This is a genomic window from Streptomyces sp. NPDC044064 (genome assembly GCF_056434245.1).
In genome coordinates this window covers 34,211-49,463 of the sequence record NZ_JBWKFN010000006.1, presented here as the reverse complement: position 1 = coordinate 49,463, position 15,253 = coordinate 34,211, and the positions used below count along the sequence as shown (strand labels likewise).

Here is a 15,253-nt window from a genome sequence, read left to right as displayed (position 1 = left end):
GGCAACCATTCTGGGCCTTGATGCCGTTTCCCGTGCGTTCACGCAACCACGGGGCCGCTGTTCAGGCGGCCTGCTGGAGGTCGAGACGGGCCCCGAACTCCCGCACGACCGCCTCGTCCCGGAAGGGCTCCAGGCGCTGCTGGAGGTCCTCCAGATACTCGGCGCCCCGGTTGGACCGGAGTGTCTCCAGCAGTTCCACCGCCCTCGTCCCGGTGCTGCAGGCCTGCTCGATCTCGCGCTGCTGCACCTGGGCCGTGGCGAGGAGCACATAGCCGATGGCGCGGCGCCGGGCCCGGGTCTCGGGGTGTCCGGCCAGCGACTGCTCGGCGTATCGCGCCGCCGCCTCGGCCTGTCCCAGGTCGCGGTGGCAGTGCGCCAGCTCGTCGGCCAGATAGGCCTCGTCGAAGTGCGCGATCCACACCGGGTCGTCGCCGGAGGCGGCGTCCGCCTGTTCCATCGCCGAGACCGCCCGCCCGGAGGCGGCCTGCGCGGCCCGGACGTCACCGAGCAGGGCGTGCCCGCGGGCCTCGGCCGCGTGGAACATCGCCTCCGCGCGCGGGGTGACCCGTCCGCGCGCCCCTTCCTGTGCGGCCCGCGCCAGCTGGGCGATCTCGCGCGGGTTGCCGAGCTGCGCGGCGAGGTGGCTCATGGAGGCGGCCAGGATGTAACCGCCGTAGCCGCGGTCGCCGGCCGCCTGCGCCAGACGCAGCGACTGGATGTAGTACCGCTGGGCCAGGCCCGGCTGCCCGGTGTCGACCGCCATGTACCCCGCCAGCTCGGTCAGCCGGGCGACGGTCGCGAAGAGGTCGCGGCCGACCGCCTCGCGGTACGACCCCGCGAGCAGCCCCGAGACGACGCTGTTGAGGTAGTGCACGACGACCGGGCGCACATGACCGCTGCCGTACTGGTGGTCGAGGTCCACCAGCGCCTGGGTCATGGACCGTACGGCGGCCACGTCGGCCTGGCCCACCCGCGGGCCCGCCTGCCGGGCCACCTGGGCGTCCGGCATGGAGATCAGCCAGTCGCGGCTGGGCTCGACCAGCGCGGAGGCGGCGACGGAGGAGCCGGACAGGAAGTCCCGCCGCCCCACGTCGCTGCGCCACAGCTCGCAGACCTGCTCGATGGCCCCCAGTACCGTCGGCGAGAACTGGAGGCCGACCCCCGAGGCGAGGTTCTTGCCGTTGGCCATGCCGATCTCGTCGATCGTGACCGTACGGCCGAGCTTGCGCCCGAGCGCCTCCGCGATGATCGCCGGGGCCCGGCCGCGCGGCTGCTGGCCGCGCAGCCAGCGGGCCACGGACGTCTTGTCGTAGCGCAGGTCGAGACCGTGCTCGGCGCCGCACATGTTGACCCGCCGGGCCAGCCCGGCGTTCGAGCACCCCGCTTCCTGGATGAGTGCCTGCAGCCGTTCGTTCGGCTGCCTCGCAACGAGAGGCCTTGCAGCCATGTGCTACCCCCTGCGAACCCCTGGAGCGTGAAGATCCGGCCGGAAGGATCCGGTCCGGAAGATCACTGCCCAGCTGACATACCGTCAATGCGTGACATGTGCGGTTTGCCGGGGTAAAGGCTGATGCCACCCCCACCCCTGACTACCCATCCCACGCCCCGCTTCCTCCCGCGCGCCCCCACTCGTGCACCCGTGCGCCCCGGCCGCGGAGTCGATGCTCCTCCCCTGCCCACGCGTCGGCCGTAACTCCAGGTGAGTGCGGGAGTTGAGTGAAACGTGGAAGAGACGATCGCAGGCACGCAAGCCGCTCAGATTCCGCAGCAGCGCGGGGAATCACTGCTGGAAACCGCCGTACGCTACGCCGAGGAGCGCCACTGGGACCTGTTCCCGGGCGCCTGGCTGGAAGCCGTCGACGGGGCGCAGCGCTGCTCGTGCGGCGATGCTTCCTGCCCCGCGCCGGGTGCGCACCCCACGCGCCCCGACTGGGCGACGCAGGCGACCGGCAGTGCGACCGTCGCGCGCCGGATGTGGCAGAAGCTGCCGACGGCGTCGATCCTGCTGCCCACGGGGCGTACGTTCGACGCGTTGTCCGTGCCGGAGAGCGCGGGGTTCCTGGCGCTGGCCCGCATGGAGCGGATGGAGCTGACCCTGGGCCCGGTGACACTCACTCCTGACCGCCGCGTTCAGTTCTTCGTGCTGCCGGGGGGCTCGGTGAAGATTCCCGACCTGGTGCGGAAGCTGGGGTGGTCGCTGGCCTCGCTGGACCTCATGCCGCTCGGCGAGGGGAGCTACGTGGCCGCTCCGCCGACCCGTTTCGGCTCGCGTGGCGCGGTGCAGTGGGTTTGCCGGCCCACGCCGGCGAACCGATGGCTGCCGGACGCGGAGGAGCTGATCTCGCCGCTGGCCTACGCGTGCGGCCGGGATCGCTGACGTGCGCCCACGCGGCGGAGCCGCATACCGGGCACGGTCCGGCGCCCCTGAAGGCAATGGCCCACCGTAGGGTTCTGGCATGGCAGAGGCTGCGGTTCGTGTGCGAGGGCTCTGGAAGCGGTTCGGGCAGCAGGTCGCCGTGGGCGGGATCGACCTCGATCTTCCCTCCGGGAAGTTCATCGGACTGGTCGGGCCCAACGGGGCCGGGAAGACCACCACGTTGTCGATGGTGACCGGGCTGCTCCGGCCCGATCAGGGGTCCGTCGAGGTCGTCGGGCGCGACGTGTGGCGGGACCCGGTGGCCGTGAAGGCACGGATCGGGGTGCTGCCCGAGGGGCTGCGGTTGTTCGAGCGGCTGTCGGGACGGGAGCTGCTGGGATACTCCGGGCGGCTGCGGGGGCTGCCCGGCGCCGAGGTCGACAAGCGGGCCGCACAGCTGCTGGACGTGCTCGACCTGGCCGGTGCGCAGCACAAGCTCGTCGTGGACTACTCGACCGGCATGCGCAAGAAGATCGGGCTCGCGGCCGCGCTCCTCCACAACCCCGACGTGCTGTTCCTCGACGAACCCTTCGAGGGCGTCGACCCGGTGTCCGCGCAGACGATCCGGGGCGTGCTGGAGCGCTACACCGCCTCCGGCGCCACCGTCGTGTTCTCCTCGCACGTGATGGAGCTGGTCGAGTCGCTGTGCGACTGGGTGGCCGTCATGGCGGCGGGCCGCATCCGGGCGACCGGCACGCCGGCCGAGGTCCGCGGGGAGCATCCCACCCTGCAGTCGGCCTTCCTGGAGCTGGTGGGGGCGCACGGCCGGGACACCGCCTCCGATCTGGACTGGCTGGGCGGCGGGGCGGCCCGATGACGAGCCTGACGTCCACCGTCGTACGGCTGAAGCTGTCGCTGCTGCGAGGCGGGCTGAGGCAGTCGGCGGGCCGGCGGGCCGCGTTCGTCGCCTCGGCCGTCGTCGCCCTGCTGTTCGCACTGCTGCAACTGCTCGGCCTGGTCGCGCTGCGCGGGCATGCGCACGCCGAGGCGGTCGCCGTCCCCGGTACGGCCGTGCTGGCGCTCGGCTGGGCGGTGATGCCGCTGTTCTTCCCCAGCGGTGACGAGACGCTGGACCCCACGCGGCTGGTGATGCTGCCGCTGCGCCCCCGGCCGCTGGTCCGGGCCCTGCTGGCCGCCTCGCTGGTCGGTATCGGGCCGCTGTTCACGCTGCTGGTGCTGGTGGGATGCGTGCTGTCGGTGGCGCACGGGACAGCGGGGTACGCCGTCTCCGTCGTCGCCGTGGTCCTCGCGCTGCTGGTCTGCGTAGCGCTCGCGCGCACCGTCGCCGCAGCCAACGTACGGCTGCTGACCAGCAGGAAAGGGCGCGATCTGGCCGTGCTGAGCGGTCTGGTGATCGCCGTCGGGGCACAGCTGCTCAACTTCGGTGCGCAGCGGCTCGGTTCGGCAGGTCTCGGACAGCTGCAGCCGGCGGCGGACGTGCTGTCCTGGGTGCCGCCCGCCTCGGCCGTCGGGGCGGTACGGTCGGCGAGCGAGGGATCGTACGGCACGGCCCTCGCCCAACTCGCCCTGTCGGTCGCCGGGCTGGCCCTGCTGGTCGCCGTCTGGGCGCGAAGTCTGACCCGGCTGATGACCTCGCCCGACAGGTCCACCCTGCTTGAGCGAAGCCGAAAACCTGGGGGAGGGTCCACCCTCCAGGCTTCCGACGCCGGGGCGCCGGTCCGCGCCTCCTCCGCGGGGCTCAGGCGGCTGCTGCCCGGCGGACGCACGGGCACGGTCATGGAGCGCACCCTGCGCTACATCTGGCGCGACCCGAAGACCAAGGCCGCGTGGGTGACCTCGCTGGCCATCGGGCTGATCGTGCCGGTGTTCAACGCGGTGCAGGGCACCGGGTCGGTCTACTTCGCGTGCTTCGCCGCCGGAATGCTCGGCATCCAGATGTACAACCAGTTCGGGCAGGACACCTCCGCGTTCTGGATGGTGGCCCTGACCATCTCCTCGGCGAAGGACGCGCACGCCGAGCTGCGCGGGCGGGCGCTGGCCCTGCTGGTGGTCACCCTCCCGTACGCCACCCTCGTGACCGTCCTGACCACCGCTCTGCTGGACGCCTGGGACCGGCTCCCCGAGGCGCTGGGGCTCTCCCTCGCGCTCCTCGGCGCGATGCTGGCCACCGGCGCCTGGACCTCGGCCCGCTTCCCGTACTCCATCCCCCAGGAGGGCCACAAGAACGTGGCCCCGGGCCAGGCCGGCCTGGCCTGGATCTCGGTCTTCGGCGGCATGGTCGCAGCGGCCCTGCTCTGCTCCCCCGTGATCACCCTGACGATCTGGCTGAACGTGAGCACCGACGGGGAGGCGTGGAGCTGGGTGCTGCTGCCGGCCGGGGCCGGCTATGGCGCAACGGTCACACTGCTGGGGCTGAGGCTGGCGGCCCCCCGAACGGCGACCCGCCTACCGGAGATCCTGACGGCGGTCAGCAAGGGCTGACGGCGCCTTTCCGACACGGGGCGCCGACAACCGGCCCAGGGGCGCGGGGCTGCGTTTGACATGCGGCTACCGCCGCGTGGGCGCGGCCAGCCACGACGAACCCGCACCCGCCAACGCGAAGAAACCACGCGGACGAGAACGCGAACGGCGCTCAATCCGCCGGCACAGCCTCAAGAAACGGCTCCACAGCCAACCGCCAAGCCACCGGCTGGTCGTAGTGGACGAGGTGCCCGGCGTCGGCCACCTCCGCATACTCCCCGCGGGGCAGAACCCGCACCATCTCCTGCGCCTCGGCCCGCCCCAGCTCACCGTCGAGGCCACGGACGACCAGCGCGGGACACCGGACCTGGGCCAGCTCCTCCCAGTGCGCGTCGTACACCCAGCTCTCCCGGGTCGCGAGCATCTGCTCCGGCTCGAAGACGGGCCGCCAGCCGTCGGCGGACTCGTGCATGACCTCGGCGTAGAAGGCGCCGCGGGCGGGCTGGGGGCGCTCCACCCAGGGATCGTCCTCGCCGAACCACTTGCGGACGTCGGCGAGCGTGGCGAAGGGGACGGGCCAGGACCGGAACCAGTCGGCCCATTCGCGCTGTGAGGCCGAGCCGAGCGCGGAGGCCCGCATGTCGCAGATGATCAGGCCGCACACCAGGTCGGGGCGTTTCGCGGCGAGCTGCCAGGCGGTCAGGGCGCCCATGGCGTGGCCGATGAGGACGGCGGGGGCGAGACCGAGCTGTTCGAGGGCGGCCTCGGCGTCCTCGACGTAGGCGTCCCGGGTGTACGCGGCCTGCGGGAGCTTGTCGCTCCGGCCGTGGCCGCGCTGGTCGAGTGCGACGGCGCGGTGGCGCTCGGCGAGCCAGCGGGCGGTGGACGCCCAGTGCGAGGCGCGGCCCATCAGGCCGTGGAGTAACAGCACCCCCGGAGCCCCGGGCTCCGCCCCCGGTTTGGGCGGGTCCGCGAACTCCCACGCGGCCAGGCGTACCCCGCCCGCACCCGCCACATCGATACGCCGTGCCATCGGCCTGGCACCCCCAGCTCCGCCTGCCTCGTACCGGTGTACTGCCGTTGTCGCAGTCGTACTGTCGCTCGTACTGCCGCCGCAGACTATCGAATACCTATTCGAAAATACTGCCTCTGCGGACAACACCCCTCATTCGAGTGACACCCTTCGGTGAATGATCGCCGCCGCCGAGGGGATCTTTCTGGCGGGAGGCGGACCGCTCGGGGAAAAACGGTCCGAGGGGGTTGACCCTGAGAGCTCGGGGCTCCGGGTCAGCACAGGGGAGGACAGGCCCCGGCGCCACACGGCGCCGGGGCCCTCTCATGCTCAGCGCTTGGCCACGAACACATGCGAGGCGACGTCCGCCTCCAGCTCGGCCGCCTCACCGCCGCTGCCCACCAGCACACCGCCGGGCGACTCCGTCACGCTCACCACCGAACCGGGCTGCACGCCCGCGCGGCGCAGCGTGTACATCAGCTGGGCGTCGGTCTGGATCGGCTCGCCGATACGGCGCACGACGACCGTCTTGCCCTCGCCGCCCGGGTCCAGATCGGCCAGCGACACCATGCCCTCGTCCAGGAACGGGTCAGCCCCGTCCTTCTCGCCCAGCTCCTCCAGGCCCGGGATCGGGTTGCCGTACGGCGACTCAGTCGGGTGCCGCAGCAGCTCCAGCACCCGGCGCTCCACGGCCTCGCTCATCACGTGCTCCCAGCGACAGGCCTCCGCGTGCACCTGCTCCCACTCCAGGCCGATGACGTCGACCAGCAGACACTCCGCGAGGCGGTGCTTGCGCATCACACGCGTGGCCAGTCTGCGGCCCTCGTCGGTCAGCTCCAGGTGCCGGTCGCTGGCCACCGAGACCAGACCGTCGCGCTCCATGCGCGCCACGGTCTGGCTCACCGTCGGCCCGCTCTGGTCCAGCCGCTCCGCAATGCGGGCGCGCATGGGGACGACGCCTTCCTCTTCGAGTTCGAGGATGGTGCGGAGATACATCTCCGTGGTGTCGATCAGTCCGGACATACGTGCCCCTCGATTACCTCTGCCGGAAGCTCGCCGCTCTCCGGCGCGTGCGCTGGCCCTGGATTCAATTCTGCCGGATACCACTGACAACCGTGCCGCACCGCGGAAACCGCCCGGTGAAGACTGCCCCGACGCATGACCCGTCCGTGCACCCCCGTATTGACACCACACTGGTCCAGACCGCACGGTGATCCGCGACACAGACGCTTGCGAAGGGGCACCGCATGAGCGACGGCACGCCTGCCGACCTGTTCTTCGACGCCGCCATCGGCCTGCTGCAACGGGTCCGGGAGGAGGAGGCCGAGGCGATCACCGCGGCCGGCACCCTGCTCGCCGACACCGTCGCCGCCGGCGGCCGCCTGTTCGCCTTCGGCGCCGGACACTCCTCGCTGGCCGCCCAGGACGTCGTATACCGTGCCGGCGGACTCGCCCTGATGAACCTGCTCGCCGTCCCCGGAGTCGTCGGCGTCGACGTCACCCCGGCCACCCTCGGCTCCGCCCTGGAACGCGTCGACGGACTCGCGAGCGCCGTCCTGGACTCCTCCCCGCTCCGCGCCGGCGACGCACTCGTGATCATCTCCCTGTCCGGCCGCAACGCCCTGCCCGTCGAGATGGCGCAGGGCGCCCGCACCCTCGGCGTACGGGTCATCGGCGTCACCTCCGTGGCCTACGCCGCGCAGACCGAGTCCCGGCACAGCTCCGGCACCTTCCTGAAGGACCACTGCGACATCGTCCTCGACTCGAAGATCGCCGTCGGCGACGCCGAACTGACCCTCGACACCATCCCGGCCCCGTTCGCCCCGGCCTCCACCGTGGTCACCGCCGCCCTCATGCAGGCCATGATGGCCACCACGGCCGCCACCCTCGCCGACCGCGGCATCGAACCCCCGCTGCTGCGCTCCGGCAACGTCGACGGCGGCCACGACTGGAACCGGCGCGTCATGACCGAGTACGGCGACCGGATCTTCTACCGACACTGAGCAAGGGCCGCTCGCGCGGCTAGCGGCACCGGCTACTGCTCCGCCGGCTTCTCCCGCACCGCCTCCGCCAGGTCCAGCGCCGCCGCGACCCGTACGGCCACATCCTCCGCGTAGGCCGCGTCCGCACGCTCGAAACGGCTGCGGCCGGCCCCGCGCAGGAACGTGACCACCCCCAGCGTCCGCCCCCGGCTGCGCAGCACCACGCACAGCGCGTGCACCGCGTCCTCGGGCCACTGCCGGGCCAGCGCCCACTCACGCGCCCGCTCGGCCGGAATCGACCCGGCATCCGCACGCACGGACCCGGCCCGCTCGACACAGGTCAGCGCCGGATGCCCCTCCTCGTACCGCAGCGGCAGCCCGGCCGCCCCCGAGAGCAGACTCGGCCCCGGCGCACCCGCGGGCGTGGCGGCGAGCCGCACCAGCCGCACCGGAACCGCCTCGTCCCCCTCCGCCCGCGGAGCGCCCGCCACACGGTCGAGCAGGGCATGGTCGGCGAAACCGGCGAGCGCGAAATCGAGATGGACGGTGGCCGCCTCCGCCGGGTCCTCGCACTCGGCGGCGGCCCGGGCCGCCCGGTGCAGCTGATTCGTACGGAACCGCAGCAGGGCCGCCTCCTGCTCGCCCTGCTTGGCCTCCGTCACGTCCTGGAACAGCCAGCCGACCCCGAGCGGCACGGGCTCCTCCGCGAGCGGCGAGGCCAACCGCACGAACCCACTGCGCCAGCAGCGCCGCTTCTCGCCCTCGGGCACCCGCACGGTCACCCACATCTCGGCGGGCGCGGGCGGCGCGCCTTCGGCCAGCACATGGGTCAGCGCACTCTCCAGCTCCTCCACGCCCTGCGCCAGCAGCTCGCCGAGCGGCCGCCCGAGCGCGGACGTACGCCCGATACCGAGCGCGCGAGCCGCGTGCGCGTTGACGACAGCCGGACGCAGATCAGCGTCGACGAGCACGACACCCCAGGACGCGTCCTCGAACAGCGCCTCGCTCAACGCGATGGACCGCTCCAGATCGATCTGCGCGTGCACCTCGCTGAACGCGCAGTAAAGACCCGCCGGCTTCCCGTCCGGCCCCCGGACGGCAGCGGACTGGGTCCGCACGAGAACCCGCCCGCCGTCCTTCGTGACCAGGGCGAACTCATGAACCTGCCGGCCGGGCGCGTGCATGGCCGACATCAGCCGCGCCTGCACGTCCTCGGCGTCCGCGCTGCGCACCGCCCATCCGGCGAACCCGTGCCGCCCGACCGCCTCCGCCGCGGTCCAGCCCAGAATCCGCTCGGCCTCCCGGTTCCAGTGCGTGACGACCCCGTCCGCGTCGAAGGCACACAGCGCCGCGTCCATGCCGTCCAGCAGCGCGGCGAGCAGATCGGAACCCCCGGAGTCCTCCGGCCCGTCGGGCCCGTCGGCCCCGTCATGGCTCTGCGGACCGTCCCGCTCGGGCTCGTCCGGCCCCAGCTCGTCGGTGGTCCCACTCCGCCGGGAAGCACTCACCTGGACCCCCTGGAGGCTGCGTCGGCGCATCTGCGGCGCTCGGTTCGCTCACTGGCCTTCATTCAACTGGAACGTGACACAGCCCACATCCTGTTCCCGCAGATTGACGGAATCAATGCCCGGCACCGGACCGCGGCTCCAGCCGCAGATCGACCCACTCGTCGGTCTCCCCGTCCAGCACGTACCGGTCGATCTCCACGAACCCGCACCGCTCGGCGAACCGCAGCCCGTCCTCGTTCACGGCCAGCACGCATGTCTCGACCGCCCCCGCACCCAGCACGCGCGCGCGGGCGAGCCCGTTCTCGTACAGCGCCGTACCGAAGCCACGCCGCCGGAACTCGGGCAGCACGCGCGCGATGACCGTCGCGACGCCCTCCTCCCCGACCGGCGGCCGCACCGTGGAACACCCCACGAGCACGTCCCCCAGATACGCGTTCTCCAGCCGGTACCGCTCACGGCGCACCCGGGCGTCCTCCAGGGACATCGCGGCGGGCGGCACGATGACGTTGTGGACGTGGCGCCATTGTTCGAGCTCGGCGTCGCTTTCTACGGCTTCGATACGAAGATCAGTCACACGTGCAGCGAATCGGTCCGGGCGTCTCGCGTCAAACGCATTCCGTAGGGCCGCCCCCTACCGCTCGCATCGCTGACTCGTTCGAGAATCTCGCCACCTTCGCACTATCGAGCGACTTGAGGCTGGTCAGTCCAACGGCTTGCTTCGCACTCACTAATTTCGTCTCCACGTAGAGAAGGGAGGTCACTCGTTCCCCGGTCGCAACACCGTCGGGTGACCAGCCCTAGTCATCACGATCCGAAGATCAGGGAGGTGAACCCCCGATGACTACGTTTCCTGCAGGCGAGCAGACCCACCAGGCTGTGCTTCCTCAGCAGCCTGCTCTGGAATCCGCGAGAGCAGACACCCCCGGGAGCAGGGACGAAACGGCTCACGGACACCCCGCCACCGCGCGGGGCACCGGCAGGGAACATGGGCGAGGGGAGACCGACGGGCACGGCACCAGAACCCGTCGGCGTCACGCCAAGAGCGCTGCCCAGGCAGCGAAGGCGGCAGAGAACGGGAGCGGTGACGCTCCCACGCACAACCCGTCGTACTCGGGCGGGACCGGCGCGAGCAGGGTCTTCGTCCTCTCCAAGGACGGGCATCCGCTCATGCCCTGTCACCCTGCACGAGCACGAGAACTCCTCGGCAAGGGGCGGGCGGCAGTCGCGCGTCAGGCGCCTTTCGCCATCCGCCTGAAAGACCGCACACTGGCCGACTCAGAAGTCGACGGCGTGCAGTTACGCATCGACCCCGGTTCCAAGGGCACTGGTCTCGTCCTCACCGACGAGAAGAAGGAGCCCGCCGAAGACGGCACCACCGTGACTGTCCGACGCGGGCTCGTCTCGGTCGAGCTCCACCATCGAGGCGCGCAGATCCAGAGCTGTATGCAACAGCGCGCGGGCTATCGACGCAGGCGACGTTCCGCCAACTGCCGCTACCGAACACCACGCTCGCTGAACAGAGACCGCCCCGAAGGATGGCTCCCGCCCTCTCTGCGTCACCGCGTCGACACCACCTTCTCCATCGCCAACCGCCTGTGCCGCTATGCACCCGTCACCCACATCCATCTGGAACGCACTGCCTTCGACACCCACTCCATGAGCGCGGGCAGACCGCTCTACGGTGCGGAGTACGCGCAAGGCCCCCTGGCGGGAACCACTGCACGCTCCTACCTGCATGCCAGGTGGGACAGCGCCTGCGCCTACTGCGGCGCCACTGGCGTACCACTGAACATCGAGCACGTACGCCCTCGCAGCCGACAAGGATCCAGCCGGGTCTCGAACCTCGTCCTCTCCTGCATCCCGTGCAACAAAGCCAAAGGCAGCCGGTCCATCGAGTCCTTCCTCGCCCACCGGCCCGACCTCCTGGCCCGGATCCTCGAACAGACGAAGGCCCCACTCCGGGACGCCGCTGCCATGAATGCGATCCAGCTACGGCTTACGTCGGCCCTGGAAGCCCTTGGCAAACCTGTACACGCCTGGCCAGGGCATCTCACCAAGGCGAACCGCGACGCCACGGGGCTCTGCAAAACGCACACCTTGGACGCCCTGTGTGTCGGCCACCTTGATCACGGGAGTGGGGACACGATCGCTCGCTTCCCCGATCGGGTACTGGTCGTCAAGGCCACTGGTCGCGGCTCATACGCTCGCACCACGCCGGATCGGTATGGATTCCCCCGCCTGCGGCGAGCGCGCGCCAAGCAGCACTTCGGATACATGACCGGAGACCTGGTACGAGCCACTATGCCGAGTGGCAGGTGGGCAGGTACGTGGGTCGGGCGCATCGCGGTCCGTGCCAATGGGCAGCACAGCTTGACCACGTCCGCTGGCCGACTCAACGTCAGGCACCGCAATCTGCGGCTTTTGCAGCGAGGTGACGGGTACGGCTACACGGCGCAACCAGAAGCCGCACCGTCAATCTCTCAAAAAAACAGTTGAGCGTCCGGAGGCCACTTCCTAGAGTGGGCGCTACTTCGGAAAGGAGGTGGTTCGGCAGATGTGTGAATACCGGACAGAAGAGGTGGCTGCAGGCTAGCGGCCTGCCACCACACGATGTGCGGTGCCGGACCAGCGTGTGAGAAACACGCAGCCGGCCTAATCCAACGCAGTCACCCGACCCGCGAGCTCGCCGGTACGTCCGGCCGGCTCCTCCGCGATATGGAGGAACCGAGCTCGCGGGTCGTCTGCGTTCAGGGGGGCCAGCGCCTTCAGGGGCTGAGCCGCTCCACGTCCCACGCCCCGTCCGGCCGGGCCACATACCGCAGCCGGTCGTGCAGCCGGCTCTCGCGCCCCTGCCAGAACTCGACCGTCTCCGGCGCGATCCGGAACCCGCCCCAGTGCGGCGGAACCGGCACCTGCTCCCCCTCCGGGTAGCGGGCGTCCAGCTCCTCGTACGTGGCGTCCAGCTCGTCCCGGGAGGAGATCACCGAGGACTGTGCACTGGCCCAGGCACCCAGCTGCGAGCCGTGCGGGCGGGTGTGGAAGTACGCCGCGGTCTCGTCTCGGCCCGTACGGCGCGCGACACCCGTGACTATCACCTGGCGGGCGATCGCATGCCACGGAAAGAGCAACGAGATGTACGGGTTGTCGGCCAGCTCCCGGGCCTTGCGGGAGTCGTAGTTCGTGTAGAAGACGAAGCCGTCGGTGTCGTACTGCTTCATCAGGACCGTGCGGGAACTGGGCCGGCCCGCCGCGTCCGCCGTGGAGACGACCATCGCGTTGGGCTCGTACAGCGTCCCGTGCAGAGCAGCCCGGGCGGCGTCCTCGAACCAGCGGGAGAACTGGTCCATCGGGTGCGCGGCGAGATCCTTCTCGTCGAGGCCGGCGGCCTGGTACTGCTTGCGCATGGCGGCGGGATCGACGAGGGGGTCGGGGCTGAAGTCGCTGTCGGTCACGCGGTCATCCTGCCGTATCGAACGCACGTGGCACTCAGTGTCGTGTGGGCTCCCCAACTATGGCACTCGGGGTTATCGTGCTTGTCTCCCTTGCGGTTTGGGTGACCACCGGCTGATCGGGGCATCACCGGGGTGACCGCCGCCGACACTTTCACGAGGAGCCGCCTGATGTCCGATTTCGTACCCGGGCTCGAAGGAGTCGTCGCGTTCGAGACGGAGATCGCCGAACCCGACAAGGAGGGCGGCGCCCTGCGCTACCGCGGCGTCGACATCGAGGACCTGGTCGGGCACGTCTCCTTCGGGAACGTGTGGGGGCTGCTGGTCGACGGCGCCTTCAACCCGGGGCTGCCGCCCGCCGAGCCGTTCCCGATCCCGGTCCACTCCGGTGACATCCGGGTGGACGTACAGTCCGCGCTGGCCATGCTCGCCCCGGTCTGGGGCCTGAAACCGCTCCTCGACATCGACGCCGGCCAGGCCCGCGACGACCTCGCGCGCGCCGCCGTCATGGCGCTGTCGTACGTCGCCCAGTCCGCGCGCGGGCAGGGCCTGCCGATGGTGCCGCAGCGAGAGATCGACAAGGCCCACTCGGTCGTCGAGCGCTTCATGATCCGCTGGCGCGGCGAGCCGGACCCCAAGCACGTCGCGGCCGTCGACGCCTACTGGACGTCCGCCGCCGAACACGGCATGAACGCCTCCACCTTCACCGCGCGCGTCATCGCCTCGACCGGCGCGGACGTCGCCGCGGCCCTCTCCGGGGCGGTCGGCGCCATGTCCGGACCGCTGCACGGCGGCGCCCCTTCCCGAGTGCTCGGCATGATCGAGGAGATCGAGCGGACGGGTGACGCCGAGGGGTACGTCAAGCAGGCCCTGGACCGCGGAGAGCGGCTGATGGGCTTCGGCCACCGGGTGTACCGGGCCGAGGATCCCCGCGCGCGGGTGCTGCGCCGTACCGCCAAGGAGTTGGGCGCGCCGCGCTTCGAGATCGCGGAGGCGCTGGAGAAGGCGGCCCTGGAGGAGCTGCACAACCGCAGGCCGGACCGGGTGCTGGCCACCAACGTCGAGTTCTGGGCCGCGATCATGCTGGACTTCGCGGAGGTGCCGGCGCACATGTTCACGTCGATGTTCACGTGCGCGCGGACCGCCGGCTGGTCGGCACACATCCTGGAGCAGAAGCGGACCGGCCGGCTCGTACGGCCGTCCGCCCGGTACGTCGGCCCCGCGGCGCGCAGCCCGCAGGAGATCGAGGGGTACGCGGACATCGCCCACTGAGAGAGGTGTTCGGGGGCGCGTGGGCGCGTTGTGGCTTGTCGCGCCCACGCGGCGGATCCACAGATCGATCCAGTCCCGCACTCCTACCGAGTCGATCACGCCGGAGTCAGCAGGCTCCCGTGGTGCCGTTCCGCCACCAGTGGGTGGGCTCGGAGCTTGCCCTTCAGTTCGTTGTAGCCGTACTCGGCGAACAGGGGGTTGGCCGGGTCGGTGGTGATGCCGGGGGCCGTCGACGCGTGCGGGAAGGGCAGGGGCTCGACCCTGGCGTCCAGGCGGGGGTTGTAGAAGAACGGGACCGAGAAGCGTTCCGTTGCTCCGGGCGGGCTGATCACCCGGTGGTTGGTGGCGATCAGGTAGCCGTTGGTGGCCACCTCCAGGAGTTCGCCGAGGTTGACGACGAAGGCGCCCTCGAGCGGGGGTACGTCGTGGAAGAGCCCGTCCTCGCGGTGGACCTGGAGGCCGCCGACCGTGTCCTGCAGGAGCAGGGTGAGGAAGCCGTAGTCCTTGTGGGCGCCGACGCCCTGGTCGGTGCCGTCGCCCGCGCTGCCGGGGTAGCGGACGAGCTTGAGGTGCGGGTGGGCGTGGTCGCCGAAGACCGGGTCGTAGAAGTCGGCGGGGGCGCCGATGGCGGTGAGGAGCTCGTGCAGGAGGCGCTGGGCCACTGCGCTCAGCTTGTCGATCCAGTGCAGGGCCGCCGTGCGCAGTGCGGGGAGGGCGGCCGGCCACTGGTTGGGGCCCTGCAGCCACCAGTAGGGGGGCTCGCCGGGTCCGGGGACGTGGGCGGGGCGTTCGGCGCCTATGTCGAGCTGGTCGCGCCAGTCGCGGGCGCCGCCGGTGCGCTCGTCGCCGGTGCGGGTGTAGCCGCGGAAGTGCGGGGAGTTGACGTTGTCGAGGGCGAGCCGGTCGGCCTCGGGGAGGTCGAAGAAGGCGCGCATGGCGGTGAGCAGGGCGTCGGTCTCGGCCCGGGTCACACCGTGTCCGACGAGCTGGAAGAAGCCGACGTCGTGGGCGGCGCTGTGCAGCTGGGCGTGGAGCAGGGCACGGGCCTGGGGGCCGCGGTCGGCGGCGGACAGGTCGATGATCGGGAGCTGGTCGTACGACGGGGTCGTCGCGGAATGCGTCGTCATGGGAGCGTCCACAGGGTGTGTGGGCCACGGGCAGGCCGCCGAGGATGGGGCGGCGCCCGGAATGCC

At 71.1% G+C, this 15,253-nt stretch carries 13 protein-coding genes; 6 read left to right on the top strand and 7 right to left on the bottom strand.

Annotated elements, in window-relative coordinates; all coding sequences use genetic code 11:
• Nucleotides 1-61: 61 nt before the first annotated feature.
• Nucleotides 62-1,447 carry a transcriptional regulator gene (locus tag AC07DS_RS11725; protein WP_479144277.1) on the bottom strand — a complete coding sequence of 462 codons (1,386 nt, stop codon included), beginning with the start codon at nt 1,445-1,447 and terminating at the stop codon, nt 62-64.
• 276 nt (nt 1,448-1,723) lie between these two features.
• Between AC07DS_RS11725 and AC07DS_RS11720 the strand changes: the two genes are divergently transcribed.
• The 3 genes from AC07DS_RS11720 (at nt 1,724) to AC07DS_RS11710 (ending at nt 4,858) form a co-directional block, all read left to right on the top strand.
• A complete protein-coding gene (locus AC07DS_RS11720) occupies nt 1,724-2,377 on the top strand; it encodes a bifunctional DNA primase/polymerase (RefSeq protein WP_145876183.1) in 654 nt (217 codons plus the stop codon).
• Nucleotides 2,378-2,456: 79 nt separating this feature from the next.
• A complete protein-coding gene (locus AC07DS_RS11715) occupies nt 2,457-3,233 on the top strand; it encodes an ABC transporter ATP-binding protein (protein ID WP_479144276.1) in 777 nt (258 codons plus the stop codon).
• The gene (locus tag AC07DS_RS11710) at nt 3,230-4,858 is read left to right on the top strand and encodes a transporter (RefSeq protein ID WP_479144275.1); all 1,629 of its coding nucleotides are present in this window, start codon (nt 3,230-3,232) and stop codon (nt 4,856-4,858) included. Before AC07DS_RS11715 ends, AC07DS_RS11710 begins: the two co-directional genes overlap by 4 nt.
• 151 nt (nt 4,859-5,009) lie before the next feature.
• Here the strand turns inward: AC07DS_RS11710 and AC07DS_RS11705 are convergent, their stop codons facing one another.
• Both AC07DS_RS11705 and AC07DS_RS11700 read right to left on the bottom strand, forming a co-directional pair.
• Nucleotides 5,010-5,870 carry an alpha/beta fold hydrolase gene (locus AC07DS_RS11705; protein WP_479144274.1) on the bottom strand — a complete coding sequence of 287 codons (861 nt, stop codon included), beginning with the start codon at nt 5,868-5,870 and terminating at the stop codon, nt 5,010-5,012.
• A 309-nt stretch (nt 5,871-6,179) separates the two neighbouring features.
• Nucleotides 6,180-6,872: an iron-dependent transcriptional repressor DtxR gene (locus AC07DS_RS11700; RefSeq protein WP_479144273.1), complete on the bottom strand. Its 693-nt coding sequence runs from the start codon at nt 6,870-6,872 to the stop codon at nt 6,180-6,182.
• Nucleotides 6,873-7,096: 224 nt separating this feature from the next.
• Here AC07DS_RS11700 and AC07DS_RS11695 point away from each other — a divergent pair, with 224 nt between their 5' ends.
• Nucleotides 7,097-7,852, top strand: a complete 756-nt coding sequence (locus AC07DS_RS11695; RefSeq protein WP_479144272.1) for an SIS domain-containing protein — start codon at nt 7,097-7,099, stop codon at nt 7,850-7,852.
• A gap of 32 nt (nt 7,853-7,884) precedes the next feature.
• On the opposite strand, the gene AC07DS_RS11690 is transcribed toward AC07DS_RS11695, so the two are convergent.
• Both AC07DS_RS11690 and AC07DS_RS11685 read right to left on the bottom strand, forming a co-directional pair.
• Complete coding sequence (locus AC07DS_RS11690; protein WP_479144271.1) at nt 7,885-9,339, bottom strand: PAS domain-containing protein; 1,455 nt, start codon at nt 9,337-9,339, stop codon at nt 7,885-7,887.
• 112 nt (nt 9,340-9,451) lie between these two features.
• Nucleotides 9,452-9,913, bottom strand: coding sequence for a GNAT family N-acetyltransferase (locus AC07DS_RS11685; protein ID WP_479144270.1), 462 nt, complete (start codon nt 9,911-9,913; stop codon nt 9,452-9,454).
• A 263-nt stretch (nt 9,914-10,176) separates the two neighbouring features.
• Between AC07DS_RS11685 and iscB the strand changes: the two genes are divergently transcribed.
• Nucleotides 10,177-11,835, top strand: coding sequence for an RNA-guided endonuclease IscB (gene iscB, locus AC07DS_RS11680; RefSeq protein WP_479144269.1), 1,659 nt, complete (start codon nt 10,177-10,179; stop codon nt 11,833-11,835).
• Between the two features lie 269 nt (nt 11,836-12,104).
• Here iscB and pdxH read toward each other — a convergent pair whose 3' ends face one another.
• Nucleotides 12,105-12,791 (bottom strand): pyridoxamine 5'-phosphate oxidase, encoded by a 687-nt coding sequence (gene pdxH / locus AC07DS_RS11675; protein ID WP_479144268.1) that lies wholly within the window; start codon nt 12,789-12,791, stop codon nt 12,105-12,107.
• 168 nt (nt 12,792-12,959) lie between these two features.
• Between pdxH and AC07DS_RS11670 the strand changes: the two genes are divergently transcribed.
• Complete coding sequence (locus AC07DS_RS11670; protein ID WP_479144267.1) at nt 12,960-14,060, top strand: citrate synthase 2; 1,101 nt, start codon at nt 12,960-12,962, stop codon at nt 14,058-14,060.
• Between the two features lie 95 nt (nt 14,061-14,155).
• Here AC07DS_RS11670 and AC07DS_RS11665 read toward each other — a convergent pair whose 3' ends face one another.
• Nucleotides 14,156-15,187 carry an isopenicillin N synthase family dioxygenase gene (locus tag AC07DS_RS11665; RefSeq protein WP_479144266.1) on the bottom strand — a complete coding sequence of 344 codons (1,032 nt, stop codon included), beginning with the start codon at nt 15,185-15,187 and terminating at the stop codon, nt 14,156-14,158.
• Nucleotides 15,188-15,253: the final 66 nt, after the last annotated feature.

Coding starts and splice junctions, on each gene's coding strand:
- AC07DS_RS11725 (WP_479144277.1), bottom strand. CDS start 1,447: ATGGCTGCAAGGCCTCTCGTTGCGAGGCAGCCGAACGAACGGCTGCAG.
- AC07DS_RS11715 (WP_479144276.1), top strand. CDS start 2,457: ATGGCAGAGGCTGCGGTTCGTGTGCGAGGGCTCTGGAAGCGGTTCGGG.
- AC07DS_RS11710 (WP_479144275.1), top strand. CDS start 3,230: ATGACGAGCCTGACGTCCACCGTCGTACGGCTGAAGCTGTCGCTGCTG.
- AC07DS_RS11705 (WP_479144274.1), bottom strand. CDS start 5,870: ATGGCACGGCGTATCGATGTGGCGGGTGCGGGCGGGGTACGCCTGGCC.
- AC07DS_RS11700 (WP_479144273.1), bottom strand. CDS start 6,872: ATGTCCGGACTGATCGACACCACGGAGATGTATCTCCGCACCATCCTC.
- AC07DS_RS11695 (WP_479144272.1), top strand. CDS start 7,097: ATGAGCGACGGCACGCCTGCCGACCTGTTCTTCGACGCCGCCATCGGC.
- iscB (WP_479144269.1), top strand. CDS start 10,177: ATGACTACGTTTCCTGCAGGCGAGCAGACCCACCAGGCTGTGCTTCCT.
- AC07DS_RS11670 (WP_479144267.1), top strand. CDS start 12,960: ATGTCCGATTTCGTACCCGGGCTCGAAGGAGTCGTCGCGTTCGAGACG.
- AC07DS_RS11665 (WP_479144266.1), bottom strand. CDS start 15,187: ATGACGACGCATTCCGCGACGACCCCGTCGTACGACCAGCTCCCGATC.